This is a genomic window from Bounagaea algeriensis (assembly GCF_054491375.1).
In genome coordinates this window covers 167,773-193,023 of record NZ_CM137102.1, presented here as the reverse complement: position 1 = coordinate 193,023, position 25,251 = coordinate 167,773, and the positions used below count along the sequence as shown (strand labels likewise).

Below are 25,251 nucleotides of genomic sequence, written 5' to 3'. Positions count from 1 at the left end.
TTTGCCACAGCGCGAACTGTCGGTAGGGTCACCCCGTAACGGAGGCAGGCGGAGGAAGCCGGTGCGAGTCCGGCGCGGTCCCGCCACTGTCACCGGACGAGCCCCTCCCGCTGCAGACTACGGCTCCGGCGGGCGCGTCACCAGGGCTCGCCCGGGAGCCAGACACTCACCCTGCCGTCCCACCGGCCAAACCCGGGGCGAGGACCCCGAGAGAGGTGCAACTGATGCGATTCGCCGCGGCAGCGCCTGCCCTGGCGCCCGCCCTCCCCGACGTGACGGCTCACGTGGGGAGGAGGTCCGCGTGATCCTGCTGCTGTCCACATCGGACACGGACCTGCTCAGCGCCCGCTCCAGCAGCGCCGACTACCGGCTCGCCAACCCGGCCCGGATCAACGCCGGCGCCGAGCTCGACGAGCTGCTGCAGGGCGTCGACCTCGTCGTCGTGCGCATCCTCGGCGGACGCCGCGCCTGGGAGGAGGGCCTGGACCAGCTGCTGGCCGGCACCCGCCCGGTGGTGGTGCTCGGCGGTGAGCAGCAGCCCGACGCCGAGCTCATGGAGCACTCGACCGTGCCCGGCGGCGTCTGCGCCGAGGCGCACTCCTACCTGGCCCACGGCGGCCCGGAGAACCTGACGCAGCTGCACAACTTCCTCAGCGACACGCTGCTGCTGACCGGCCACGGCTTCGCCCCGCCCGCGCCCGCGCCCGACTGGGGCAGGTTGGAGCGCGCGCCGCAGCGCGGAGGCGGCCCGTCGGACGGCCCCGTCGTGGCGGTGCTCTACTACCGCGCCCACCACATGGCGGGCAACACGCACTTCGTCGAAACCCTGTGCTCGGCGATCGAGGACGCCGGCGGCCGGCCCGAACCGCTGTTCTCCGGCTCGCTGCGCAGTCCCTCCCCCGAGCTGCTGGAGACGCTCGAGGGCGCGGACGCGCTGGTCGTGACGATGCTGGCCGCCGGCGGCTCGCGCCCGGCGACCGCCTCCGCCGGCGGCGACGACGAGGCCTGGGACATCGGCAAACTCGCCGAACTGGACGTGCCGATCCTGCAGGGCCTGTGCCTGACCAGCAGCCGCGCCCAGTGGGAGGCCAACGACGACGGTCTGTCCCCGATGGACGCGGCGACCCAGGTGGCGGTGCCCGAGTTCGACGGACGGCTGATCACCGTGCCGTTCTCGTTCAAGGAGAACGACTCGGAGGGGCTGCCGGTCTACGTTCCCGACGCCGAGCGCGCGGCCCGCGTCGCCGGCATCGCGGTGGGCCACGCGCGGCTGCGCCACACCCCCGCCGAGCAGCGGCGGGTCGCGCTGATGCTGTCGGCCTACCCGACCAAGCACTCCCGCGTCGGCAACGCGGTCGGCCTGGACACCCCGGCCAGCGCGGTGCGGCTGCTGCAACAGCTGCGCGAGCGCGGCTACGACGTCGGCCCCGAGCAGGGCGAGGACGCGCTGCCGGGCGTGGCCGAGCAGGACGGCGACGCGCTCATCCACGCGCTGATCGCCGCCGGCGGCCAGGACCCGGAGTGGCTCACCGAACAGCAGCTGTCCGGCAACCCGGTGCGGGTGCCCGCCAGCCGCTACCGCGAGTGGTTCGCGACGCTGCCGCAGGAGCTGCGCGACGCGGTCGAGCAGCACTGGGGCCCGCCTCCGGGCGAGCAGTTCGTCGACCACTCGCAAAGCTCCGAGGGCGAGATCGTGCTGGCCGCGCTGCGCGCCGGCAACGTCGTGCTCATGGTGCAGCCGCCGCGCGGCTTCGGCGAGAACCCCATCGCCATCTACCACGACCCGGACCTGCCGCCGAGCCACCACTACCTGGCCGCCTACCGCTGGCTGGCCGAGGACTTCGGCGCGCACGCGATGGTGCACCTGGGCAAGCACGGCAACCTGGAGTGGCTGCCCGGCAAGTCGGCCGGGCTCTCGGCGTCCTGCGCCCCGGACGCAGCGCTGGGCGACGTGCCGCTGATCTACCCGTTCCTGGTCAACGACCCGGGCGAGGGCACCCAGGCCAAGCGCCGGGTGCACGCCACGCTGGTGGACCACCTGGTGCCGCCGATGGCCCGCGCCGAGAGCTACGGCGACATCGCGCGGCTGGAGCAGCTGCTCGACGAGCACGCCAACATCGCCGCGATGGACCCGGCCAAGCTGGAGGCCAGCCGCAGCCAGATCTGGACGCTCATCCAGGCCGCTCAGCTCGACCACGACCTCGGCATCGAGGAACGCCCGCACGACGCGGAGTTCGACGACTTCCTGCTGCAGGTCGACGGCTGGCTCTGCGAGGTCAAGGACGCCCAGATCCGCGACGGGCTGCACGTGTTCGGCGAGCCGCCGACCGGTGAGGCCCGCGTGAACCTGGTGCTGGCGATGCTGCGGGCCCGCCAGATGTGGGGCGGGCAGCAGGAGGCGCTGCCCGGTCTGCGGGAGGCGCTGGGCATGGCCGAAGACGGCTCGGCCTCGCGCGGCGACACCGACGAGACCGAGACGCGGGCGCACGCGCTGGTGCAGGCCATGGAGCAGCGCGGCTGGGCCGCGGGCGCGGCCGCCGAGGTCTGCGCCGAGGGGCTCGACGCCGCGGCCGACCCGGAGCCGGTGCGGCAGGTGCTGGAGTTCGCCGCGCAGGAGGTCGTCCCGCGGCTGGAGTCCACCACCGACGAGGTCACCGCCACGCTGCACGCCCTCGACGGCGGTTTCGTGCCCGCCGGCCCGAGCGGGTCCCCGCTGCGCGGGCTCATCAACGTGCTGCCGACCGGCCGCAACTTCTACGCGGTCGACCCGAAGGCCGTGCCGAGCCGGCTGGCCTGGGAAACCGGCTGGGCCATGGCCGACTCGCTGCTGGAGCGCTACCGCGGCGACAACGGCGAGTGGCCGACCTCGGTCGGGCTGTCGGTGTGGGGCACCTCGGCCATGCGCACGGCCGGCGACGACATCGCCGAGGTGCTCGCGCTGATGGGCGTGCGCCCCACCTGGGACGAGCAGTCGCGGCGGGTCAACGGGCTGGAAGTGGTCCCGCTGGCGGAGCTGGGCCGCCCGCGCGTGGACGTGACGGTGCGGATCAGCGGTTTCTTCCGCGACGCGTTCCCGCACGTGGTGGAGATGCTCGACGACGCGGTGCGGATGGTCGCCGCGCTCGACGAGCCGGACGAGCAGAACTTCGTGCGCACGCACACCCGCGAGGACGTGCAGCGGCACGGCGACGAACGCCGCGCCACCATGCGCATCTTCGGTTCGAAACCGGGCACCTACGGTGCGGGCGTGCTGCCGCTCATCGACAGCCAGGACTGGCGCGGCGACGCCGACCTCGCCGAGGTCTACACCGTCTGGGGCGGCTACGCCTACGGCCGCGAGATGGACGGGGCCCCGGCGCGGGAGGACATGCAGAACGCCTTCCGGCGGATGTCGGTGGCGGCGAAGAACACCGACACCCGCGAGCACGACATCGCCGACTCCGACGACTACTTCCAGTTCCACGGGGGGATGGTCGCCACGGTGCGGGCGCTGACCGGGCAGTCCCCCGCCGCCTACATCGGCGACAGCACCCGGCCGGACTCGGTGCGCACCCGCTCGCTGCACGAGGAGACCTCGCGGGTCTTCCGCTCGCGCGTGGTGAACCCCCGGTGGCTGGCGGCGATGCGCCGGCACGGCTACAAGGGCGCGTTCGAGCTGGCCGCGACGGTGGACTACCTGTTCGGCTACGACGCGACGACCGGGGTCGTGGCGGACTGGATGTACGAGCGGATCGCCGAGAGCTACGTGCGCGACCCGGAGAACCAGAAGTTCCTGTCCGAGTCGAACCCGTGGGCGCTGCACGGGATCACCGGGCGGCTGCTCGAAGCGGTCGACCGCGGGATGTGGCAGGAGCCCGACCCGGAGACGTTGCAGGACCTGCGGGAAACGTACCTGCAGGTCGAGGGCGATCTGGAGGACGGCAACCAGGGCTGAACCCCCGTGCGGGGCGGGGCCTCCCGCCCCGCGCGGCGCGTCTTGCGAGCCCTCCGGGACGGCCGCCTGCCCCACCTCGGCACACTCGGGGGCGGAAACGATCCGCTCGTGGGAGAGGGCACCGACCGACATGTCGACCGAGCAGCCGTTGACCTGGACCTCGGGATTGCTGAGCTGGGAGTGGTCGGTCTGGGACGCCGTCGTGGCGGCCCTGGCGATCGCCTACCTGGCGGGCGTGCTCGCGAGCCGGCGGCAGGGGCAGCGGTGGCCCGCGGGGTGGGTCTGCTGCTTCCTGGGCGGCCTGGTGGCGTGGGTGATCGCCGTCAACAGCGCCGTCGGCGTCTACAGCGACGTCCTCTTCGCGGTGCACATGGCCCAGCACCTGATCCTGATCATGCTCGTGCCGGTGCTGCTGGCCCTGGGGCGCCCGCTGTCGCTGTGGGTCTCCGCAGCGGCGACACCGCAGCAGGAGCGCCGCCGGGAGGCGCTGCTGGGCTCGCGCCCGATCGGCGTGCTGACGCACCCGGCCACGGGTTTCGCCCTCTACAGCGCCGTGCTCATCGGCACGCACCTCACACCGTTCCTGCAACTGCGGCTGCTGCACCCGTGGCTGGAGCACGTCGAGATCGCGGCCTACGTCATCGCCGGCTACCTGGTGTTCCTGTCGGTCATCGGCGGTGAGCCGGTCCGCTGGCGCCGGGTGCCGTACCTGCTGCGCATCGGGCTGCTCATGGGGGGCATGCTGCCGGACACGCTCGTCGGCGTGGTGCTCATGCTCGTCCCGCACCCGATGGCGCCCGCCTTCGCCGCGGCCCGTCCGGACTGGGGTCCGAGCCTGCTGGCCGACCAGGACATGGCCGGGGCGATCATGTGGTTCTTCGGCGACACCGGCATGGCGGCCGTGGCCGTGGTGATCCTCGGCATGTGGTCGAGGTCCCGTTCCTCCGAGGCAGGCCTGGGAGCGTGGTTGGAGACGGCCCGCCGCAACACCCTCTCCGCGGACGAGCACGCCGGTTCCACGTCGCTGGCCGACGCGGACGCGGATTCCGACGAAGCCCTGGCCGCCTACAACGCGAAGCTGGCCCGGCTGCACCGCGAGTCCGAGCGCGAACGCCCGGGTGGTGACGAAGCGCACTGACCGCCGGCGGTCCGCGGGCGGGAACTTCCGGTGGATCTCATCCGACTCGGTGACCGAAGGCGGAGTTGAGGCGAGGAGGAACCGCGCGTGGAACACATGACGATGAGCATGCCGCTGCTGCCGGAGTGGGCCCAGTGGGCCTGGAGCGCGGTCTTCCTCGGCATCGCGGTCGTGCACGTCTGGCACGCGTGGTCGATGCGCGGCCAGTCGCACTGGTGGCACATCGGGCACACGATCATGGCCGCGGGCATGCTGCTGATGTACGCGCTGCCGGGCACGCACCATCCCGGCACGTATCGCGCGGGGCTCGTGCTCTTCCTGCTCGTGGCCGCCGCGGAAGCCGTGACCGCGGTCGTCCTGCGCCGCCGCGAGGGGGCGCTCAACCCGCTGTGGACGTGCGCGGTCCTGGACAAGCTGGTCATGGTCTACATGCTGGCCCTGCCCATGCACGGCCCGGTGCTGCTGACGTCCGTGCTGGTGGTGTACCTGGGCCTGCAGGTGCTCGCCTGGTCCTTCGACCTGTGGAGCCGGCTCGCGATCGTGCGTCCGGCGGCCTCGGAGACGTCGGTCGCGGCGCCTGCCGGCGGACCCGCGGTAGCGGTCCCGCCCCAGCGCCCCGCCCTCGGGCTGACCGCGGACAGCACGGCCGCCGTGCGGATCAGCCTCGCGCTGATGGCCGCGGGCATGGGCCACATGCTGGTGGCCTCGCTCGTATGAGCCGGCGATCCGCGGCCGCGAGACGACAGCTAGGGTTCCCGCATGCGCTCCGAGGCCGAGGACGATCGCCTCACCGCGTTGGCGCTCGCCGCCCGCGCCGGCGATCGCGCTTGCTCGGAGGAACTCGTCGCCGGCACGCAGCGCGACGTGTGGCGTTTCATCGCCCACCGCGCCGGCGTCCGCGCAGCGGACGATCTCACCCAGGAGACCTACCTGCGTGCGCTGAAGGGGCTGCGCCGCTTCTCCGGCCGGTCCTCGGTCCGGGTCTGGCTGCTGTCCATCGCTCGCCGCGTCGTCGTCGACAACATCCGCTACGAACGCTCGCGCCCCCGGACGGATACCGGAATCGACTGGGCGGCAGCCGCCGATCGCGAGCGCGCCGCGGCGCACGCTTCCGGGTTCGAAGACATCGTCGAGGTGAACCTGGTGCTGTCCGGCCTCGACGGCGAGCGCCGCGAGGCACTGCTGCTCACCCAGGTGCTGGGCCTGTCCTACCAGGAGGCCGCGGACGTGTGCGGGTGCGCCGTCGGCACCATCCGCTCGCGCGTGGCGCGCGCCCGCGCGGAGCTCCTCGACCCCGAGGGCCGATCCTCCGAAGGAACCGGGTGAGCAGGTGTCGACGCCCTTCCCACCGCCGTCCCGCACGTGCGCGGGCGTGCGCGCCGCATCGCCGATCCTCCTCGGAACTTCGGCCGGTTCCCGCGCGACAGTATGGACGTGGACTGCGACACCTGCCGTGAAGCGCTCTCGGCCCGACTCGACGGTGAAACCCCTCCCGCGCCGGCCGAGCGCGTGGAGCACCACCTCGCGGGCTGCTCCGCGTGCCGCTCGTGGGAGCAGCGCGCGCGTGACCTGTCCCGAACGCTGCGCGTGCGCCCGGTGCGTCCCGTCCCGGACGTGTCCCGGTCCGTGGTGCGAGCGGCGGCGGCCCGGCGCAGTCGGCCGGTGCGCTGGCTGTCGGTGCGCTGGAGGCGCGTGCTGCTCGCCTGCGTCGCCGTGTGCCAGATCGCGCTCGGCGTGGCACAAGTACCGGGCCTGCCCGGTTCCCACCACGGCGACCGGGCGGAGCGAGCGCTGACCGCCGGGCACCTGTTCAACGAGAGCACGGCGTGGAACATCGCGCTCGGCCTCGGACTGCTCTGGTGCGCCTACCGCGTGCGCGCGAGCGCAGGACTGGTCCCCGTGCTCTCGGCGTTCCTGGCCGTGCTCACGGGGTTCTGCGTGGTCGACTTCGCCAACGGCGCCGTGTCCGTCCCCCGCCTCGCCGCGCACGGGCTGCTGGTGCTCGGCCTCGTCTGCCTGCTGCTGGTTCACCGCGGCACCGCGCGCCGGCGGCCGCGCTCCGCCGGGGAAGCCGAGGAGGACGGCGTGCCCGTCGACTTCGACGACGCGCAGCGGGGCGGGCCTGCCGCGGAAGCGGACGCGCACCGCCACGGGCCGCTGCCGCCCGCCGGGCTCCGCCGCGCCGGGTAGGCATCGTTGCCCGGTCCTCGCGAACGCCACCGACGCGCGCGGGCCACCCGCGGTATCTCCGAACCGACCGGCGTGGACGGTCCGGACGACGAGCGGGGCGTCGCGCCGACGACGTCGACTACGCGGTTTGGCCGCCGACGGTGTTCGGCATTGCTCGTCGTCCTCCTGCGTTGTGCGAAGCTCGGCTCGGTTTCGCCTGGGATCAGCGGTCAGGGGGTCAGCAGCACCTTGATGGCGCGGCGCTGGTCCATGGCCCGGTAGGCCTCGGCGGCCTGCTCCAGCGGCAGTTCGAGGTCGAAAACCCGGCCGGGGTCGATCTCGCGGTTGAAGATCAGCTCGATCAGCTCGGGCAGGAACCGGCGCACCGGCGCGGGCCCGCCGTGCAGGTGCACCTGGGAGAAGAACAACTCCTCACCGGGCAACTGCACGTCGTGCGCGACGCCCACGAAGCCGACGTGCCCGCCGGGGCGGGCGGCATGAATGGCCTGCAGCATCGATTCCTGGGTGCCGACCGCTTCGATGACGCTGTGGGCGCCGGGCCCGCCGGTCAGTTCCTTGATCCGGGCCACGCCCTCGTCGCCGCGTTCCTCGACGACGTCGGTGGCGCCGAATTCGCGGGCGAGCTGCTGCCGCGGTTCGTGGCGGCTCATCGCGATGATCCGTTCCGCGCCGAGCTGCCGGGCCGCCAGCACGGCCAGCAGCCCGACGGCACCGTCGCCGACGACCGCGACGGTCTTGCCGGGGCCGGCCTCGGCCGCCACGGCACCGAACCAGCCGGTGCCGAGCACGTCGGAGGCGGCCAGCAGGCCGGGGATCAACTCCGCCGGCGGGTGCTCCGGGGTGGCCACGAGGGTGCCGTCGGCCAGCGGGACGCGCGCCAACTGGGCCTGCGTGCCGACCGAATCCATGAACACGCGGTTCACGCACGCGCTCGGGTAGCCGGCCCGGCACGCCTCGCAGGTGCCGTCGGAGGCGATGAACGAGCCCACCACGAACTGTCCCGGCTCGACGGTGGTGACCTCGCTGCCCACCTGTTCGACGACGCCGACGTACTCGTGGCCCAACGGCCGCAGGCCATCGACCGGCTCGATCCCGCGGTAGGGCCACAGGTCCGATCCGCACACGCACGTCGCCGATGGGCGGATGATCGCATCGGTCGGGGCGAGCAGGGTCGGGGCGTCGCGGTCTTCGACGCGAACGTCGCCCGGTGCGTGCAGGACTGCGCCACGCATGGTGCGCTCCTTCCGGTCGGGACTGTCGGTGGGTTCGGGGCGGCCCGCGGCGTCGCGAGCCTTCCCTGTTCGTCCAGTTCGGGCGGTGCCCGGCTCAGCGGGCGGTGTATCCGCCGTCGACGGGCAGGGCGACGCCGACGACGAAGCTGGCGGCGGGGCTGCACAGCCACAGCGCGGCCGCGGCCATCTCCTCGGCGGTGCCGAGCCTGCCGATCGGCTGGCTGGCGGCGGCCTCGTCGGCGTCGAGATCCCCGCTGTCGATCATTCCTGTGACCATCGGGGTTGCGATGGTGCCGGGGCAGATGGCGTTGATGCGGACGCCGCGCGGGGCGTATTCGAGCGCAGCGGATTGGGTGAGCCCGATGACGCCGTGCTTGGACGCGTGGTAGGCGGCGCGGCCCGGGTTCCCGACGAGTCCGCCGAGCGAGGAGCAGTTCACGATGGCGCCGGAGCCCTGCGCGCGCATCTGGGCGAGTTCGTGCTTCATGGCGGCCCAGATACCGCGCAGGTTGACGGCGTTGGTGCGGTCGAAGACCTCGGCGGACTCGTCGGCGGCGTCGGTCGCGGGTGACTGGACGCCGGCGTTGTTGTAGGCGAAGTCGAGGCTGCCGAACTCCTCGACGGTGGCGCGGACCGCGGCCGCGACCTGGTCCTCGTCGGCGACGTCGCAGTGCGCGGCCAGCACTCGGTGCCCCGCCTCGCGAAGCTCGGCCTCCGCCGCCGCGAGCGCCTGCCCGTCGGCATCGACGAGGGTCACCGCGGCGCCGGCTTCGGCGAAGGCCCGGGCGGTGGCCAGCCCCATCCCGGAGCTGGCGCCGGTGACGAACGCGACGCGGCCGGAGAAGTCGTAGGTCGGGTGCAACGGAAGTCCCCCTTCGGTTCCACGATGTCTGCTCCCAGCCAACCCCGCAGGACGCGCGCGTGGGAGGTGGCGCTCAGACGGGGGCTGACAGCACTCCCCTCAACCTGGCAACGGTGCTCCAGCGCGTCGTAACGTCGAGACCATGGGCAAGCAGTACCGCGCGGAGATCGGTGAGTTCCTCACCTCACGACGGGCCCGGATCACCCCCGAGCAGGTCGGGCTACCGGTCTACGACGCCGCCAAACGCCGCGTCGCCGGACTGCGTCGCCAAGAGGTCGCCACCCTGGCCGGGCTCTCCGTCGACTACTACACCCAGATAGAACGCGGAAAGATCAACACGGTCTCCGAGCAGGTCCTCGATGCGATCGCCCGCGCCCTGCAGCTCGACGAGGCCGAACGTTCCCACCTGTTCGACCTGCACCGCAGCGTCATCACCAGCCCGCAGCGGCCCCGGCACCGCCGCACGAAGACCGTCAGATCGACGGTGCAGCGCATGCTCGACGCCATGAGCGTGCCCGCGTTCGTGCGCAACGCCCGCCAGGACCTGGTGGGCGGCAACCAGCTGGCCCACGCCTTCTACTCCCCGCTGTACCCCGACCAGTTCCGCCCCGATCCCGGCCATCCGGTCAACTTCGTCCGGTTCTGCTTCCTCGACCCCCGCGCACCGGAGTTCTACCCCGACTGGGAGGGGATGGCCGACAGCGCGGTCAACCTGCTGCGCACCGACGCCGGACGCGATCCCTACGACCGGGACATCTCCGACCTCGTCGGGGAGCTGTCCACCCGCAGCGAGGCGTTCCGGACGCGCTGGGCCCGGCACAACGTGCGTCTGCACCACACCGGCACCAAGCGCTTCCACCACCCCGTGGTCGGCGACATCGAGATCACCTACGAAACGATGCCGCTGCCCGCAGATCCCGGCCTGGTCCTGACCGTCTACAGCCCCGAGCCCGGCAGTCCCTCCGCCGACGCCATGACCCTGCTGGCCAGCTGGGCGAACACCCCTGCCGACGACGTCCCACCTGTGAGCAGCGACGACCAGGACCGGCGCAACACGACCCATTAGACGGGCGACCCAGTGGACAGGCGACCCATTGGACGGGCGGAGCGGAGCGACTCCCCTTCGGGCACCGCGTGGACACGTAAGGCTGGGATCCCCCCGAACTCGGGTGGGCCGTGCGTTCGACGCCGTGCATTCGACGCAGGCCACCCGAGTTCAAAAAAGGAGGTAGACATCTCGGTGTACCGGAATTGTGCCTTCGGAGGTCTACCCCGTCGAGCTTGTTACGGCTCGACAGCGCCGGGGGTTACGGACAGAGCCGCGATGATGGGCGGGGTGTCCGAGCATCGGTGCCAGGGCTTACGACCGACGGGGCCGGGTGCTCCTAGATTCCCGCGTTGCCTGGCACTCGAGCTGCACGCCCTCTGACGGCGTTCCTCACGGCTATGAACCGCGGCCCGGTCTCATCCCTGCCGCGCACCTGCCGGGAACGGTGAACGAGGGAGCCTATCCCGTGCTAGACTCTGCACTGCTTTATTTCTTGGTCGCACTTGGAATATAGCACGGCAGACCCCCGGTTGATCCGGGGGTCTGTTCGTATCCGGGGCCGCGCAACCGCCGCCGTTCTGGGGCCGCAACTGCCACTCCGGGGCGCACAACGGCCGCCGCTCCGCCGGAGCGATCACGAAGCGGGAATGAGTAGAAACACGCTCCCGCGTGGTCGGGTGTCCGATAGGGTGTTGCCCGATCCAGAGACGTGCTCTCGCTTGCCGGTTCAGGGGAGGCTATGCAGGAGCGGGACGGTGCCGCGCCATCGGTGATCGGTGCGGACTACGTGGCGGAGATCAACGACGAGCCGGCCGAGCTGGTGTACGTGCCGTGCGAGCGCGTGCTGCGCGGCGACACCGAGGTGACGGTGGAACTGCGCCGCCTGGAGGACGGGCGCACAGCTGTCGTGGCCTACACCTCGTTGGATTCGCTGGTGCAGAACTGCGGGGACTTGCAGCCCTGGGCCTCGCTGCCCTCCGACAAGGTGCAGGAGATCCAGGAGCGCAGCGGCGCGGACGTGGTGCTGTGGGACGTCGCGCTGCCGGCCGATCAGCGCAACGACTCGGAAGGGGTTACGGAGCAATGAGCGGCACGAACGCGCACCTCGGCGAGCTGGACGGGATCGCGAGCAAACTGCGCAACGGCGGCAGCCAGCTCGAAGACGGAGCCTCAGCTCCCCCGGCGCCCGATGTCGGGATGTCGACGCAAGCCGTGGCCGCCGCTCTGGCCATGCTGACGTCCTCGACCGCCGGGATCTCCGAGGGATTGGGCGCCGTGGGCGACGCGGTCCAGTCCAGTCGGGACGTGTACCAGGAGACCGATCAGACCAGCGCCGAGAACCTGCACAACACCGGGGACCTGGGCAACACCGGACCGCGGTGAACGACCACTGGGGTGGGAAATGCCGTTAAGCACCAAAATCGAGGGCAGCTCCGCGGACATGCGCGCCACGGCTCAGTGGCTGAGCCAGGTGGAGCAACGCATCCACACCGCCGGTACGGATGTTCACCAGGCGCGCAGCGCTTCCGAAGCGGCCTGGCAGAGCGAGGCCGGCGAGTCCTTCCGCAGCGGCATGTCCCGCATGGCGCCCGAGATCGACGACGTCGGCACCGACCACGCCGGGATGTGCCGCGAGCTGAACAAGCACGCGGACAACCTCGACACGGTCAAGCAGCGAGTCGAGCAAGCGCGCCACCACGCCCGGGAGGCGGGGCTGGAGGTGCACGGGGACCAGATCATGGAACCCGGGCCCGAACCGACGCCGCCCGCGCCGCTGCCGTCGGACAAGCCGGCCACACCCGAGCAGAAGCAGGCCCACGCGGCCGGGACGCAGGCGCAAGCCGCCTACGCCCGCAAGGTCAAGGCGTACCAGGAGTGCTCGCAGACCATCACTGATGCCCGGGACCTGGAGAACAGCTCGCTGGGCGTGTTGAACCGGTTCGTCAGCGGGCTCGTGGAGAAGAGCCCGTTCCACATCACTGATGTCATGAGCGGTCTTGCCGGGGCAGTTGCGACCCGGACCAGCGCCTTCCGGGCGACGGCCACGAGCATCGCCAACAGCGGCAAGCTCGAACGGGCCGCGCGTCTCATGCACAGCCCGAACCTGAGCTTGCAACAGCAAGCACGAGCAGCAGCCATCCACGCCACGAACTCCGTCAACAAGGCCGCGGCACAGAACAAGGCCACGGCGACCAGAACCGCGAAGCTCGTCGACAAGCTCAGCCCGAAAACCAAATCACTAGTTCAAATGAACCTCAATTTCGGGACGAAGCCGCAGGCGGTCGGAAACAAGGTTCTTCGAGGATCCCTTAAAGTCGGTAGCAAGCTTCCGGTTGTGGGCCTTGGTGTTGCTGTCACCGGAATCGGATTCGACGTTGGCGTCTCCGGGAAAGACCCTACGACCAGCGCCGCTTCAAACCTTGGTGGCTGGGCTGCTGGTGCAGGGGCTTCCGCAGCTGTGCTTGCCGCTGGTGGCCCCGTGGGCTGGGCTGTTGGACTCGGAGCAGTCGCCTCGGTTGGCGTCGGATTCGCCATCGAAGAATGGGGCGACGATGCCGTTGACCTGGCCGGAGACGCTGCTAGTGCGGTCGGTGATGCTGCTAACGCGGTCGGTGACTGGGCAAGCGATCTGTTCTAGAGGACGAGTGACAACCATGCGTGAAACTGACCTACCGCCGAAACCGAACCCGCAGACCGGGCAACCACGTCCGCCACACGCGCCACTGGAGCAGGACTGGTCAGGCCCCGACGAGAAACACAAGAACGGTGAGAGCAAGGTCCCTCGCCCTCCGGAAGACGGAGGCCCGATACTTGAGTGGTTCTACCCCCGCAAGAAAGATTGGGCAATCATTGGATCGATCCTCTCGGGGATCATCATCGTGTTCCTGACCTTCAAGGACTGGGGCGTCGGCTGGATGTCTGTATGGTGGCTATGGCTGTTCGTCATACCATGGCCATTCATCTTCATGCTCGCTGGAAAGAACCTTCGCCTGTCGGCGGGCGCGGACTGGGTATGTGGCAGCCAACGAACGTTCGTCAAAACCTATGAACTGGTTCAGGTGAAAGCCACGGTCGGCGGAGCTGCCCGGTCGATCGAGCTGAAAGACCGCCACGGAAACGAGTTCTCCGCGCAGCTCAACGACATCCAGCGCAACCGGGAGCTGTGGGATCTCGTGTACAACGGGATCCTGCACTCCGTCCACGTGCACGGAGCCGAGACCAACAAGATGGCCAGGGACTTCCTCGGGCTCAACATGCCTCCCCAGTACCGCCCGCAACGATGATGGCCAAAGGTCGATCATTCGTGCCAGCGCGCTGCGGACCTCGGCCCGCTCCTCGCCGTCCGGGTCCAGCTCCGGCGCACGGCGGCCGGCGCGGTGGCCGTCCAGTGCTCGTCCAGCAACCGCTGGATCGTCTCGTCCGCACTGGCGCCGCCGAACTCGTCGCGGGCGACGCGGTGGATGCGGCGGCGGGTGTCATCGCTGACGCGGATCATGATGCATCACCTCCGTTCACACGATCCGTGTACATGCGAGTACAACAACGAACCGGCGCAAGCACGGCATCGACTTCGACCAGGCCCAGGCCCTGTGGCGAGACCCCTTCCGCATCGAGGTCCCCGCGCGCACTGTGGACGAACCGCGATGGCTGGTCATCGGCCGCATCGACGACAAGTGCTGGTCAGCAGTGGTGACCGTGCGGCAGGGCGACATCGGAATCATCTCAGTGCGCCGGTCTCGGGATGAGGAGGTAGCGATCTGTGAAGGCTGACGAGTTCGACGACAAGTTCGACCGCGGCGAAGACATCACCTCAGCGCTCGACCTCGCCAAGGCGCAGCGCCCGGGTGAAGAACAGCGGCGAGTCAACGTCGACTTCCCCGAATGGATGATCGCAGCACTGGATCGCGAGGCCAGGCGGCTGGGCGTGACCCGCCAGTCCGTGATCAAGGTCTGGCTCGCCGACCGGCTCGAACATCCAACACGCGCTGCCTGAACGCGCGCAGCAGCGGACTCCCCACCCGATCGGGGGTTTCCCGAACGAGCACCACCTGAACCCGCTCGTGGCACTCCCGGAATCGGCTCGGCGGCGAATCCGCCACCGAGCGCACTGCCGGGATCGGGATGGGCACGCAGGAAGATCTGCCGCCTACTGCGCGGAGGGCCCGGCAGACCCGGTGAGGCCTGCCTCGACACGTGCCCGGCGCGCCGCGCGCTCGGCGATGCGTCCCGCGAGCGGACCGGTCACCAGCAGCAGCAGCCAGAACAGCTTGCCCGCGGTGGAATCGCCCCACAGCGACACTCCGACGTAGGTGACCGGAATCGAGGCGAACATCACCGCCGGCTGGACCAGCTCGCTGAGCAGCCGGGCACGACGCGCCCGCGGAGGGTCGTCGCTGTCGACCAGGCCGCGGGTCAGCGCGACCTGGTACATGACGATGTTCGCCAAGATCGCCACGCCCACGTTCAGCGCGTACACCGCAGTCGGCAGCGGCAGCTCCTGCAGATCCGCATCGCCCATCGCCTCGGTGGTGAACGGGATGAAGATGACGCACCCGATCACCACGACGTTCGCGGAGATCGTCCTCGAATCCAGCGCGGTGAACTCCCCGATCCGCGCGTGGTTCTGCCGCCAGAAGGCCACGATGACCACGAAGCTGATGAGGAAGGAGAACAGCTGGGCGCCGTCCTCGGCCAAGAGGCCGCCCAAGCTTCGCCAGTGCTGTTCGCCGCTGACGTCGATCGTCGTCACCAGCAGGGTCAGCGCGAACCCGTAAACGGCGTCGAAGAAACCCAGCGCCCTGTCGAAATTCGACGTGTCCCGCTCGTACTTCGTTGCCAACGCTTCTCCGACTCCACTGCACGTGCGGGACGACGGCCGAGGGCGGCGGGAGAGCCGGCCCGGCTGCGCACGCTGCCGACACCGGAGAGGAGACCACGGCGCCGCGCTACCCGCACGTGCAGCAGGCGGCTACGACCAGATCGCCTACACCTCTTCGACCCGCAGCAGAAAGCCCCGTTCGTCGAGGAAGCCCGAGAGCCAGTCGCGATGCTGCTCGCAGGCCAACCAGGTTTTCTCGCGCTCAGGGGCGTGGACCTTCGGGTTGTTCCAAACCACGGCGTACAACGCGGTCTGCTGACAGCCCTTCGCCGAGCAAATCCGCTGCTCGGTCTCGCCCGCGTGATCAGCGAACAAGGATGGCCACTGCTGCATGCGCCCATGGTGCCAGCTTCGCGGCGCGGGCCTTCGTGGAGGCTGGCTTGTCCCGCTCGCACTCCCCGCGTGAGCGGGACAAGCTCAGCACACCGATGCGAGCGCGTCACCTCTCGCATCGGTTACCCTGTGGTCGCATCAGCTCGACCACGTGCGGCCTCTTCCCACCAAGGAGCGTCGAAAAGATGGGGAGACCGCGATCGTGCTGCTGGCCAGGCTGTTCCGACAGCGCCGGGAACAGGGAAACGTCACCGATAATCACTGGCCAGCAGCAGCGGTGGCCCCTGGGGACGGTGCGAACCCCCGGGGCCACCCACCCCCTGCGTGCGGGTCAGGCGCGCACGGGCGCCCCGTTGTCGAACCCGATGACGCGGCTAGGCCGCGTGCCGCAGCAGAACGGTGCCTCAGTTCTGCTGGGCGGCCGGCTGGGTGCAGCTGTCGTCTTCCAGCTGCGGGGCCGAACCCTCGCCGCCGACACCGAGACCCAGCGCGCCCGTGGTGTCTTGCAGCGGAACCTGCACACCCAGCACGTTGGTCGGAACCTGGTTGTGGCAGGCCTGGATCGGAATGTTGTTGTGGCTCAGGTCGATGACCGACTGCGAGGGGGCGTACTCCGTGCCCTCCTGCTCCTGCGCCTGGCCGGTCGGCCCGCTGGCGAAGGCCGTGCCTCCCATCCCGAGCGTCAACAGCCCGCCGGCCAGAACGGCCGAGCTCCGGGCGACGATGCGGGTCGTGGACTTGCGGTTTCCGAACATGAACACCTTCCTTTGATTAGCCCATTTAGCCCAGTGGGGCTCAGGCATTCGATACGTTAATTACCCCTGTTTGGAGTCTCAACTCGGGGGGCACACCTCAGGATTTTCGGCAAAACGGAACTTTCTGCCAGCATGCGGGCGCATCTCACCCGAAAGGGGTTCACGAAAAGGGAGAACACGGCGTGGGCGGCTTGACATTTACTTTCCGCGAAAGAGAAAAATTCACCGATCACGGTGCGTGTCAAAGAAAAGGCCTGATCAGGTGAACCGTGTTCCTCTCCGCGAGGCCGGAATGCGTGACGCTGCGGCTGGCGCCGCAGACCAGCGCCGCGGAGTTGTTGCACCGTTGCGCCCGCAGCGGCCGGCCGTGGCTGCTCCAACCGGGTCAACTCGCGTTTCAGCTGGTGTTCCTGTGGATAGTGCTCCGCGCGGAATGCGACTGCACCGTCAGGAAGAGGTGGCCTTGTGGCGAAAGTAGTGTGCGTCCTGTTCGAGGATCCGCAGCACGGCTATCCCACGACGTACGCGCGCGAGGACCTGCCCACGATCACGCAGTACCCGGACGGGCAAACCACGCCCGCCCCCGGTGACGTCGACTTCACCCCGGGGCAACTGCTGGGCAGCGTCTCGGGCGAGCTCGGTCTGCGCCCGTTCCTGGAGGCCGGCGGGCACACGCTCGTGGTCACCTCCGACAAGGACGGGCAGGATTCGGTGCTGGAACGCGAGCTGCCGGACGCGGACGTGGTGATCTCCCAACCGTTCTGGCCCGCCTACCTCACCCGCGAGCGGATCGCGAAGGCGCAGCAGCTCAAGCTGGTGATCACCGCTGGGGTCGGTTCGGACCACATCGACCTGGACGCCGCCAGCGAGCACGGGATCACGGTCACCGAGATCACCTACTCCAACAGCATCAGCGTCGCCGAGCACGCCGTCATGCAGGTCCTCGCGCTGGTGCGCAACTACCTGCCCGCGCACCGGTGGGTCACCGACGAGCGGGGATGGCACGTCGCCGACTCCGTGGAACGCGCCTACGACGTGGAGGGCATGGCGGCCGGCACGCTCGGCGCCGGCCGCATCGGGATCGCGGTGCTGCGGCGCCTGCAGCCCTTCGGCATGCCGCTGCACTACCACGACAAGCAGCGGCTGCCGGCCGAAGTCGAGCAGGAGCTCGGGCTGACCTATCACGAAAGCCCGCAGTCGCTGGCCGCTGCGGTCGACGTCGTGTCGATCCACGCCCCGCTGCACCCGCAGACCGAGGGGCTGTTCAACGACGAGCTGATCGGCTCGATGAAGTGGGGCTCCTACATCGTCAACACCGCCCGCGGCCGCATCTGCGACCGCGACGCGATCGTGCGAGCTCTCAACAGCGGTCGCCTGGCCGGCTACGCGGGCGATGTGTGGTATCCGCAACCGCCGGCGGCGGATCATCCGTGGCGCGACATGCCGCACCACGGCATGACCCCGCACGTCTCCGGAGCCACCCTGTCGGCACAAGCCCGCTACGCCGCCGGAACCCGCGAAGTGCTGGAACACTGGTTGGCCGGCACGTCGATCCCCGAGGCGTACCTCATCGTCGACCGCGGTGAGCTCGCCGGCGTCGGCGCCCAGTCCTACACCCGCTCCGGCACCGCCGGCAGCTAAACCCCCGTGTCGGCACGGTGGTGCAGGGGTGCCGCGCCGCACCGCGCGTGTGCCGTGCGCGGGGGTGAGACTGGGCCACGGTGGGTGTCGCAGCACCCCACCCGCGGGGCCCCGCCCGCGGGCGGGGCAAGCCTGTGGGGCAGCGCTACTCACGGGCCCCGAGTAATGCGCGAGAAGGGAGATTACAGCTGATGCGGCGTTGGCAGGCCACGGAGGTCATCCTGGAGGCCAAGCGCACCCAGCAGCTGTCTTTCAGCGGCATTGCGGAACAGCTCGGCACGGACCGGGTGTGGACGACGGCGGCCCTGCTGGGCCAGCACCCCTTCGACGAGGGCACCGCACGCCGTCTGCAGTCCCTGCTGGGGCTGTCCGAGGAGACTGTGGCGGTGCTGTGCGAGATCCCCACCCGCGGCAGCCTCGACCAGCTGCCGCCGACGGATCCGACGCTGTATCGGCTGTACGAGGCGCTGCAGGTGTACGGACCGGCGCTGAAAGAGCTCATCCACGAGGACTTCGGCGACGGCATCATGAGTGCCATCACGTTCCGCGCGCACGTGCAGCGCGTCGAGGCCGCCGAGGGCCCCCGGGTGCAGATCACCTTGGATGGCAAGTTCCTGCCCTACACGTGGTGACCGGCACTGCCACCGCTGCGGGCCCAGTCCCGCAACCGCCGGGCCCCGCAGCGGTCTGCGGTGCATTGTGCGGTCCAGTCCAGCCACAACACGAGTGTGTTCGCGCTGAAGGAGACAGCCATGACCACGGTCGACTCCAGCTCGCCTCCGGTCGCCACGAGGCCCAGCAGCACGGCGCGGTCGCGCAAGGGAGCGTGGCTGCTCACGTCGCTGTACACGACGGACCACAAGCTCATCGGCCAGCTCTACATCATCACCGCGATGGGCAATTTCATGGTCGGCGGGTTGATGGCGCTGCTCATGCGCGGCGAACTCGCCGCACCGGGGATGCAGTTCCTGTCGCAGGAGCAGTACAACCAGCTGTTCACCATGCACGGCACGGTCATGCTGCTGCTGTATGCCACCCCGATCCTGTTCGGCTTCGCCAACGTGATCCTGCCGCTGCAGATCGGTGCACCGGACGTGGCCTTCCCCCGGTTGAACGCCTTCTCCTACTGGCTGTTTTTGCTGGGCGGGCTCATCGTGCTGTCCGGCTTCCTCATGCCCGGCGGCGCGGCGGACTTCGGCTGGACCGCCTACACCCCGCTGTCGCGACCGGAGGCGAGCCCGGGCATGGGCGGCAACGTGTGGGTCGCCGGGCTGCTCGTGTCCGGGCTGAGCACGATCCTCGGCTCGGTCAACATGATCACCACGCTGGTGTGCCTGCGCGCACCGGGCATGACCATGTGGCGCCTGCCCATCTTCTGCTGGAACATCCTGGGCACCAGCGTGCTGTCGCTGATCGCGTTTCCCATCCTCACCGCCGCGCTGGTCGGCCTGCTCGCCGACCGGCACCTGGGTGCGCACGTGTTCGACCCCGCCAACGGCGGGGCCATCCTGTGGCAGCACCTGTTCTGGTTCTTCGGCCACCCCGAGGTCTACATCGTCGCGCTGCCCTTCTGGGGCATCGTCACCGAAATCTTTCCCGTCTTCTCCCGCAAACCACTGTTCGGCTACACCGGCCTGGTGATCGCGACCTGGGCGGTCGTCGTCCTGTCCGTGCTGGTGTGGGCGCACCACATGTTCGCCACCGGCGCGGTGCTGCTGCCGTTCTTCTCCTTTGCGACGTTCCTCATCGCCGTGCCCACCGGCATCAAGTTCTTCAACTGGATCGGCACGATGTGGCGCGGCCAACTCACCTTCGAATCACCAATGCTGTTCGCCATCGGCTTTCTGGTCACGTTCCTGCTCGGCGGACTGACCGGGGTGCTGCTGGCCATGCCCCCGGTCGACTTCCACGTCCACGACACCTACTTCGTCGTCGCGCACTTCCACTACGTACTGTTCGGCACGATCGTGTTCGCCGTCTTCGCCGGCATCTACTTCTGGTTCCCCAAGATGACCGGCCGGATGGCCGACGAACGCTTGGGCAAGCTGCACTTCTGGCTGACGTTCCTCGGCTTTCACACCACGTTTTTGGTGCAGCACTGGCTCGGCAACGAAGGCATGCCGCGGCGCTACGCCGACTACCTACCCACCGACGGGTTCACCACGCTGAACATCATCTCCACCATCGGCGCCTTCATCCTCGGCGCCTCCATGCTCCCGTTCCTGTACAACATGGCTAAAAGCTACCGCTATGGCACCATCGCGAACGTCGACGACCCGTGGGGGCACGGCAACTCGCTGGAATGGGCCACCACCTGCCCGCCGCCGCGGCACAACTTCACCGAACTGCCCCGCATCCGCTCCGAACGCCCCGCCTTCGAACTGCACTACCCCCACATGATCGAACGCATGCGCAACGAAGCCAGCATTCGCCGGTGACAGCAAGCGGGGCCATACCGCTTTGCCGGTTGTTCCCGAATGTGTACTCGGGTGCAAAACACAGCGCTATTGCTGCTAAGACCTCCGCCGAGTTCGTGCTGGCCGAGTGGGCCCCCGAGCCGATGTGACTTTCTCCGGTTATGCGGAGGCGGGGCTGAGGATGACGGCGGAGTTGTGGCCGCCCATGCCGATGGAGGATTTGACGGTGAGTCCCCCGGTCGGCCGCGTGGGACCGTTCAGCAGGCGTGGGTGCCCGGAGGCGACGGTGGGCGGTGCGGGCAGCAGGTTGCGGTCGTAGCCCAGGGCGGTGGCAGCGATCTCGACGGCCGAGGCGGCGCCCTGGCAGTGGCCGGCGAGGGGCTTGACCGAGTAGAGCTGGGCCTCGGTGGGGAACAGGGAGTCGAAGATGGTGGCCTCGGCCTGATCGCATTGACGGGTGCCGGGTCCGTGGGCGTTGAGGTAGCGCACTTCGCCGGGGTCGACGTCGGCGTTGTCGAGGGCTTCGGTGAAGCAGCGTCGGATGTCGGTGAGTTCCGGGTCGATCGAGGTGACGTGGTGGGCGTCGTGCGACATGGCCCCGCCGAGGACATGTGCGTAGGGGTTGGGTGTCCGCCTGGACAGGACCATGCTCACGGAGCCTTCACCCATGCTGAAGCCGCGGCTGCCTTCCTGGAAGGGGCGGCATGCTTGCAGCGGATCGGTGTCGGTGATGGCCACGCCCATCTTGACGAAGTGCTCCACGTTCTCCGGGGTCGCCGACAGGTCGGTGGCCACGAAGACCACGTCATCGACGATGCCCGCGTCCAGCCAGGCTTTGGCGGTGAGCAGGCCCGCGTTGCCCGAGGAGCACATCGCTCCGACGTTCATCGCTGGGCCGTGGAAATCGTGTTCCTGCATCAACGTCGACATCGGTGTGGACGGCATGAGGGCGAGGTAGTCGCGCACGGGCAGCTGCCCGTCCTGGGTGATGTAGAAGTCCTTCCACAGATCGACTTCGCCCAGTACGACCGCGTGCAGCAGACCGACCCGCCGGCCGGGCTGCCACCCCCGCGCGCGGGCGTCCTGGACGGCCTCGCGGGCGGCGGCACGCATCGCGCGCTGGAACCGGCTGGTTCCGTCGGTCGGCTCACCCCCCTCGGGCACGAGTGCGGCCCACCCGGACTGCTGCCCAGCATCCTGATAGCCGGGATGCAGCGACGCAGCCGGTTTCGCCGCGATCAGACCGTCCCACAGGGTCTCCCGACCCCAGCCATAGCCGGTGACCGTACCCAATCCAGTGATGTCTAACTGCTGTGTGCTCATGCTGGTCTCCTCGCTCAGTTCCGCACGGTCGTGGACACGAGTCGTGAGCACGACCGCGCCCTCCCCTCACACGACAGTGCCGAGAACACCCGAGGTTTGCTACTACATGTGCTTGTATATTTCGTTTTTTAACCCATATGAATGAAACATCGAGCTGCAGTCGGCGGAGAAAAACACAGTATGTACTCCTCCGGATCCGCTATGCGGCACTCTCCGGACGTGCTCGCCGGAGCGCGCTCGCCGGACACGGCTACTGCGGAGGGCTGCGCACGTGGGCAATGGTGGAGACAGTTGCCCGTGTCAACACGGACGGAGAGGGGGACGTGGATGCCTCGCGAGGGGCACGAGCACGCCGGTGATCTTCCACCTGGCTCCGAGCTGAGTCGTGCGGTGCTGGATCTCGCGTTGACCGCACACGGGGCCGTGCTGTGGCAGTACCGCCACGACAGTGGCGATCTCACGTGGTTCTCCTCGGGCCTTTCCCGGCTGCTGGCAATGCCCGGCGCCACCACCGAGGCGCTGCGAACGCGCTTGCGTGAACTGCTCGAGCCCTTGATCATGTCGATGTCCGCGGTGCCGGTGTGGCAGGACGTGGAATCGGAACAATGGTTCGAGGGCGCAGACGGGGTGGCGCACTGGGTGCACTTCCGGGCACGTCCGTTCGGCAAGGACCAGTCGGAGGGGCTCGTGGGCATCGTCACCGACGCGCGGCCCGAGGGCGAGGACGTCCGGCAGTTGGCCGTGCTCGCCAATCGATACCGCTTGCTCGTCGAGCTCAGCCCCGATGCGATCTGCGTGCACCAAGACGGCATCCTCACCTACGTCAACCCCGCCACCGTGCAGCTGGTGCGTGCCGACTCGGATCAGCAACTGCTCGGGCATTCCATCGGCGAGTTCATCGCCGAGCCCTCCCTGCGCGCGCTGCGTCGGCGGGTGGAGGGGCTCACCGAGCCGGGAATGGCCTCAGAGCCCACCGAGGTGCGCCTGACCTGCCTGGACGGGAGCACGGTGCTCGTCGAGTCGATCTCGGTGCGCACGACGTGGAACGACCAGCCAGCCTTTCAGGTGCTCATGCACGACGTCACCGCCCTGCGGCACGCCGAGCAGGCGCTGCGCGATCAGGCCCGCCGCGACGAGTTGACCGGGTTGTTAAACCGGCGCGGCATCAACGAGCTGCTGACCGACCTCACCGTCGACAACTCCGAGCCCGTCGGAGTGATCTTCTGCGACATCGACAACTTCAAACGGATCAATGATTCGCTCGGCCATGAAGCCGGCGACAACGTCCTCCTCGCCCTGGCGCGGCAACTCACCGCCTCCCTCCCCGCCGAGTGCACGGTCGGCCGGCTCTCCGGTGACGAGTTCCTCATCATCGCCAGCGACCTGCACGCGCTCGGCGGGCTGCACGCGCTGACGCAGCGCGTCTCAGAGACGCTGCGCACCATGGTGCCGGCCGATAACCAGCTGGTCAGCATCTCCACTTCCATCGGGGGCGCGTTCCTCACCGAAGCCATGACCAACCAAGACGTGCTGCGCTATGCCGACGCGGCGATGTTCCACGCGAAAAGCCGCGGCCCCGGTCGGATTTCGCTGGCCGACCCGGAGCTGATCACCGCCGTGGAAAGCCAACTGCAACTCGAAGGCGAGCTGGGCCAGGCGCTGCGCACCGACGCTCTGGCCTTGCACTACCAACCCATCGTCGACCGCAACGGCACGATCACGGCTGCCGAAGCGCTGCTGCGCTGGCCCCACCCCGAACACGGCCTGCTGAGCCCCGGTGCGATCCTGCCAGCAGCCGAGCAAGGTGGCCTCACCCGCGAGCTCGACCGGTGGGTCCTGCGCACCGCCCTGGCCGAAGCCGCCAGCTGGCAACCGACCGGGAACGCACCTCCTGCTGTCGCGGTCAACCTCAGCGAACTACTGCCCGACGCCCAGCACTTCCTCAATGAGATCACCGATCTCCTCGACGAGTCCGGCATCGACCCCCGCCGCGTCGTGCTCGAAGTCGTCGAAACCGCCCTGGTCGATCTCACTAACCAGGCCCACGAGGCCATGACCCACCTCGCCGACCGCGGCGTGCGCTTCGCCCTCGACGACTTCGGCACCGGCTACTCCACCCTCACCCGCCTGAAAAACCTGCCCGTGCACATCCTCAAACTCGACCGCAGCTTCGTGAACACCATCGACACCGACCCGGTCGACCACGACATCGCCCACGCCATCGTCACCATGACCCACGCACTCGGCCACACCTGCGTCGCCGAAGGCATCGAAACACCCCAGCAACTCCGCACACTGCAAGCCCTGAACGTCGACGCCTACCAGGGCTACTTCTTGTCCCACCCCCAACCCGCTACCGACTTTCGCGAGCACTTCTGAAAGTGGACTGCTCCCGGTGGTCCCCGTTTCAACACCACAGGCCGGGTGTGCATCCGGTGATCACGCCGCTGCGCTTCTAACATCACTCGTGCCCTCACACGTCCCTCGCGTGTCTCTGCATCGGGCCCCCAGGGCGTGTGATGGCCCGTGCCCGTGGACGCATCGGCTGCGGTGAACACCGTGGTTCTGCTGGTCGCAGCGCGGGCGAAGGTTCCCCGACGTCGGAAGGTTAGGGCACAGGCTGATGGGGACGACACCGTGGGTGCTGGCCGAGGACGAGCGGGTGTTGTTCGAGCAGCACTGCACCGGCAAGATCCCGCGCAGGCGGCGGCATCAGCAGGTGCTGGGCAGGTTGACGGTGACGAACCGGCGGATCGTGCACGACTACGCCGGATTATTCGGCCTGGGCGCGTCACGGCACGTGATCCCGCTCGAGCAGGTGGCAACGGCCTCCCCCGCGGCGGGCGCGTTCGGCTGGTTGGAGGTGGCCACGGTGGACGGGCCCAGGGTGCTGTTCCAACTCGGCCCGACGAAGGCGGAGGAAGTCGCCGGACGGATCCGCACCGCACGAGCCGAATCATAGACCTCCTGCGGCACGGCGCGATGCCGAGGGCGACGCAAGCGAAGTGCCCGTGGACAGCAGTGCGGAGAGCGCCGGCAACCGGCTGGGACGTGGCACCGCGTCGACGCGCATCGGACTATTGCTCCAGCATGCGCGGGGGATGGTCGGTGCACACACTGACCGCATGGGAGAGAAGTTCTCACTGCAGGCCCTGGCCCGCGAGCAGCTCGAGCTTGCGCGCCGAAACCGCAGCGGGCGCAGCGCGAAGACCGTCGTCGGTGGGCACGAGCGGTCGCTGCGCCAGACACTGCTGACCATGGTCGCCGACGTGTCCCTGGCCGAGCACGAAAGCCCGGGCGAGGCCACGCTGTTCGTGCTGTCCGGCCGAGTGCGGCTGACCACCTCGGAGACTTCGTGGGAGGGCATCACCGGCGACATGCCCATCATCCCGCCCATCTCGCACGGTCTGCACGCGGTGGAGGGCTCCGCAGTCATGCTCACCGTCGCCAAACACCCCTGAATGATCGCAGCGAGGTCATGCTGTGACTGTTCGAGGTG

Annotated in this window: 25 protein-coding genes and 1 riboswitch; of the genes, 18 read left to right on the top strand and 7 right to left on the bottom strand. The window is 69.2% G+C overall.

Features of this window, described 5'->3' with window-relative positions:
* Positions 1–13 precede the first annotated feature (13 nt).
* Positions 14–183, top strand: a riboswitch (cobalamin riboswitch).
* A 118-nt stretch (positions 184–301) separates the two neighbouring features.
* From cobN to ACVGV2_RS00860, 5 genes are all read left to right on the top strand, one after another.
* Positions 302–3,934, top strand: a complete 3,633-nt coding sequence (cobN, locus tag ACVGV2_RS00880; RefSeq protein WP_459164146.1) for a cobaltochelatase subunit CobN — start codon at positions 302–304, stop codon at positions 3,932–3,934.
* A 130-nt stretch (positions 3,935–4,064) separates the two neighbouring features.
* Entirely contained in the window at positions 4,065–5,072 is a 1,008-nt protein-coding gene (locus ACVGV2_RS00875) for a cytochrome c oxidase assembly protein (RefSeq protein ID WP_459164145.1), read from the top strand.
* Positions 5,073–5,168: 96 nt separating this feature from the next.
* The gene (locus ACVGV2_RS00870) at positions 5,169–5,789 is read left to right on the top strand and encodes a DUF5134 domain-containing protein (RefSeq protein WP_459166090.1); all 621 of its coding nucleotides are present in this window, start codon (positions 5,169–5,171) and stop codon (positions 5,787–5,789) included.
* Positions 5,790–5,831: 42 nt separating this feature from the next.
* Entirely contained in the window at positions 5,832–6,398 is a 567-nt protein-coding gene (locus ACVGV2_RS00865; protein ID WP_459164144.1) for a sigma-70 family RNA polymerase sigma factor, read from the top strand.
* Positions 6,399–6,506: 108 nt separating this feature from the next.
* Positions 6,507–7,262 (top strand): zf-HC2 domain-containing protein, encoded by a 756-nt coding sequence (locus tag ACVGV2_RS00860; protein WP_459164143.1) that lies wholly within the window; start codon positions 6,507–6,509, stop codon positions 7,260–7,262.
* Positions 7,263–7,471: 209 nt separating this feature from the next.
* On the opposite strand, the gene ACVGV2_RS00855 is transcribed toward ACVGV2_RS00860, so the two are convergent.
* On the bottom strand, positions 7,472–8,494 hold the full coding sequence (locus tag ACVGV2_RS00855; protein ID WP_459164142.1) for a zinc-dependent alcohol dehydrogenase family protein: 1,023 nt from the start codon (positions 8,492–8,494) through the stop codon (positions 7,472–7,474).
* Positions 8,495–8,588: 94 nt separating this feature from the next.
* Entirely contained in the window at positions 8,589–9,356 is a 768-nt protein-coding gene (locus ACVGV2_RS00850; protein ID WP_459164141.1) for an SDR family NAD(P)-dependent oxidoreductase, read from the bottom strand.
* A gap of 142 nt (positions 9,357–9,498) precedes the next feature.
* Here ACVGV2_RS00850 and ACVGV2_RS00845 point away from each other — a divergent pair, with 142 nt between their 5' ends.
* From ACVGV2_RS00845 to ACVGV2_RS00825, 5 genes are all read left to right on the top strand, one after another.
* Entirely contained in the window at positions 9,499–10,422 is a 924-nt protein-coding gene (locus ACVGV2_RS00845) for a helix-turn-helix transcriptional regulator (RefSeq protein WP_459164140.1), read from the top strand.
* Positions 10,423–11,143: 721 nt separating this feature from the next.
* The gene (locus tag ACVGV2_RS00840) at positions 11,144–11,491 is read left to right on the top strand and encodes an SAV_915 family protein (RefSeq protein ID WP_459164139.1); all 348 of its coding nucleotides are present in this window, start codon (positions 11,144–11,146) and stop codon (positions 11,489–11,491) included.
* On the top strand, positions 11,488–11,787 hold the full coding sequence (locus ACVGV2_RS00835; protein WP_459164138.1) for a hypothetical protein: 300 nt from the start codon (positions 11,488–11,490) through the stop codon (positions 11,785–11,787). Before ACVGV2_RS00840 ends, ACVGV2_RS00835 begins: the two co-directional genes overlap by 4 nt.
* 19 nt (positions 11,788–11,806) lie before the next feature.
* Positions 11,807–13,042, top strand: a complete 1,236-nt coding sequence (locus tag ACVGV2_RS00830; protein ID WP_459164137.1) for a WXG100 family type VII secretion target — start codon at positions 11,807–11,809, stop codon at positions 13,040–13,042.
* Between the two features lie 16 nt (positions 13,043–13,058).
* Positions 13,059–13,688: a hypothetical protein gene (locus ACVGV2_RS00825; RefSeq protein ID WP_459164136.1), complete on the top strand. Its 630-nt coding sequence runs from the start codon at positions 13,059–13,061 to the stop codon at positions 13,686–13,688.
* A 14-nt stretch (positions 13,689–13,702) separates the two neighbouring features.
* On the opposite strand, the gene ACVGV2_RS00820 is transcribed toward ACVGV2_RS00825, so the two are convergent.
* Positions 13,703–13,900: a hypothetical protein gene (locus ACVGV2_RS00820; RefSeq protein ID WP_459164135.1), complete on the bottom strand. Its 198-nt coding sequence runs from the start codon at positions 13,898–13,900 to the stop codon at positions 13,703–13,705.
* Positions 13,901–13,923: 23 nt separating this feature from the next.
* Here ACVGV2_RS00820 and ACVGV2_RS00815 point away from each other — a divergent pair, with 23 nt between their 5' ends.
* Positions 13,924–14,175, top strand: a complete 252-nt coding sequence (locus ACVGV2_RS00815; protein ID WP_459166089.1) for a BrnT family toxin — start codon at positions 13,924–13,926, stop codon at positions 14,173–14,175.
* Positions 14,165–14,398: a type II toxin-antitoxin system BrnA family antitoxin gene (gene brnA / locus ACVGV2_RS00810; protein WP_459164134.1), complete on the top strand. Its 234-nt coding sequence runs from the start codon at positions 14,165–14,167 to the stop codon at positions 14,396–14,398. Before ACVGV2_RS00815 ends, brnA begins: the two co-directional genes overlap by 11 nt.
* 153 nt (positions 14,399–14,551) lie before the next feature.
* Here the strand turns inward: brnA and ACVGV2_RS00805 are convergent, their stop codons facing one another.
* From ACVGV2_RS00805 to ACVGV2_RS00795, 3 genes are all read right to left on the bottom strand, one after another.
* A complete protein-coding gene (locus ACVGV2_RS00805) occupies positions 14,552–15,244 on the bottom strand; it encodes a TMEM175 family protein (protein WP_459164133.1) in 693 nt (230 codons plus the stop codon).
* 144 nt (positions 15,245–15,388) lie between these two features.
* A complete protein-coding gene (locus ACVGV2_RS00800) occupies positions 15,389–15,616 on the bottom strand; it encodes a hypothetical protein (RefSeq protein ID WP_459164132.1) in 228 nt (75 codons plus the stop codon).
* A 404-nt stretch (positions 15,617–16,020) separates the two neighbouring features.
* The gene (locus tag ACVGV2_RS00795; protein ID WP_459164131.1) at positions 16,021–16,371 is read right to left on the bottom strand and encodes a hypothetical protein; all 351 of its coding nucleotides are present in this window, start codon (positions 16,369–16,371) and stop codon (positions 16,021–16,023) included.
* A 465-nt stretch (positions 16,372–16,836) separates the two neighbouring features.
* On the opposite strand from ACVGV2_RS00795, the gene ACVGV2_RS00790 reads away from it, so the two are divergent.
* From ACVGV2_RS00790 to ctaD, 3 genes are all read left to right on the top strand, one after another.
* Entirely contained in the window at positions 16,837–18,012 is a 1,176-nt protein-coding gene (locus ACVGV2_RS00790; RefSeq protein WP_459164130.1) for an NAD-dependent formate dehydrogenase, read from the top strand.
* 191 nt (positions 18,013–18,203) lie between these two features.
* Positions 18,204–18,644, top strand: a complete 441-nt coding sequence (gene cynS / locus ACVGV2_RS00785; protein ID WP_459164129.1) for a cyanase — start codon at positions 18,204–18,206, stop codon at positions 18,642–18,644.
* Positions 18,645–18,764: 120 nt separating this feature from the next.
* A complete protein-coding gene (ctaD, locus tag ACVGV2_RS00780) occupies positions 18,765–20,450 on the top strand; it encodes an aa3-type cytochrome oxidase subunit I (protein WP_459164128.1) in 1,686 nt (561 codons plus the stop codon).
* 138 nt (positions 20,451–20,588) lie between these two features.
* On the opposite strand, the gene ACVGV2_RS00775 is transcribed toward ctaD, so the two are convergent.
* A complete protein-coding gene (locus tag ACVGV2_RS00775; protein WP_459164127.1) occupies positions 20,589–21,752 on the bottom strand; it encodes a beta-ketoacyl synthase N-terminal-like domain-containing protein in 1,164 nt (387 codons plus the stop codon).
* Positions 21,753–22,142: 390 nt separating this feature from the next.
* On the opposite strand from ACVGV2_RS00775, the gene ACVGV2_RS00770 reads away from it, so the two are divergent.
* From ACVGV2_RS00770 to ACVGV2_RS00760, 3 genes are all read left to right on the top strand, one after another.
* A complete protein-coding gene (locus tag ACVGV2_RS00770) occupies positions 22,143–24,131 on the top strand; it encodes a putative bifunctional diguanylate cyclase/phosphodiesterase (RefSeq protein ID WP_459164126.1) in 1,989 nt (662 codons plus the stop codon).
* 244 nt (positions 24,132–24,375) lie between these two features.
* Positions 24,376–24,714 carry a hypothetical protein gene (locus ACVGV2_RS00765; protein ID WP_459164125.1) on the top strand — a complete coding sequence of 113 codons (339 nt, stop codon included), beginning with the start codon at positions 24,376–24,378 and terminating at the stop codon, positions 24,712–24,714.
* A 163-nt stretch (positions 24,715–24,877) separates the two neighbouring features.
* Positions 24,878–25,213, top strand: coding sequence for a cupin domain-containing protein (locus tag ACVGV2_RS00760; RefSeq protein ID WP_459164124.1), 336 nt, complete (start codon positions 24,878–24,880; stop codon positions 25,211–25,213).
* Positions 25,214–25,251 lie beyond the last annotated feature (38 nt).

Coding starts and splice junctions, on each gene's coding strand:
- ACVGV2_RS00795 (WP_459164131.1), bottom strand. CDS start 16,371: ATGTTCGGAAACCGCAAGTCCACGACCCGCATCGTCGCCCGGAGCTCG.
- ctaD (WP_459164128.1), top strand. CDS start 18,765: ATGACCACGGTCGACTCCAGCTCGCCTCCGGTCGCCACGAGGCCCAGC.
- ACVGV2_RS00845 (WP_459164140.1), top strand. CDS start 9,499: ATGGGCAAGCAGTACCGCGCGGAGATCGGTGAGTTCCTCACCTCACGA.
- ACVGV2_RS00765 (WP_459164125.1), top strand. CDS start 24,376: ATGGGGACGACACCGTGGGTGCTGGCCGAGGACGAGCGGGTGTTGTTC.
- ACVGV2_RS00870 (WP_459166090.1), top strand. CDS start 5,169: ATGACGATGAGCATGCCGCTGCTGCCGGAGTGGGCCCAGTGGGCCTGG.
- ACVGV2_RS00855 (WP_459164142.1), bottom strand. CDS start 8,494: ATGCGTGGCGCAGTCCTGCACGCACCGGGCGACGTTCGCGTCGAAGAC.
- ACVGV2_RS00875 (WP_459164145.1), top strand. CDS start 4,065: ATGTCGACCGAGCAGCCGTTGACCTGGACCTCGGGATTGCTGAGCTGG.
- ACVGV2_RS00825 (WP_459164136.1), top strand. CDS start 13,059: ATGCGTGAAACTGACCTACCGCCGAAACCGAACCCGCAGACCGGGCAA.
- ACVGV2_RS00820 (WP_459164135.1), bottom strand. CDS start 13,900: ATGATCCGCGTCAGCGATGACACCCGCCGCCGCATCCACCGCGTCGCC.
- ACVGV2_RS00800 (WP_459164132.1), bottom strand. CDS start 15,616: ATGCAGCAGTGGCCATCCTTGTTCGCTGATCACGCGGGCGAGACCGAG.
- ACVGV2_RS00760 (WP_459164124.1), top strand. CDS start 24,878: ATGGGAGAGAAGTTCTCACTGCAGGCCCTGGCCCGCGAGCAGCTCGAG.
- ACVGV2_RS00835 (WP_459164138.1), top strand. CDS start 11,488: ATGAGCGGCACGAACGCGCACCTCGGCGAGCTGGACGGGATCGCGAGC.
- ACVGV2_RS00840 (WP_459164139.1), top strand. CDS start 11,144: ATGCAGGAGCGGGACGGTGCCGCGCCATCGGTGATCGGTGCGGACTAC.
- cynS (WP_459164129.1), top strand. CDS start 18,204: ATGCGGCGTTGGCAGGCCACGGAGGTCATCCTGGAGGCCAAGCGCACC.
- ACVGV2_RS00830 (WP_459164137.1), top strand. CDS start 11,807: ATGCCGTTAAGCACCAAAATCGAGGGCAGCTCCGCGGACATGCGCGCC.
- ACVGV2_RS00865 (WP_459164144.1), top strand. CDS start 5,832: ATGCGCTCCGAGGCCGAGGACGATCGCCTCACCGCGTTGGCGCTCGCC.
- ACVGV2_RS00775 (WP_459164127.1), bottom strand. CDS start 21,752: ATGAGCACACAGCAGTTAGACATCACTGGATTGGGTACGGTCACCGGC.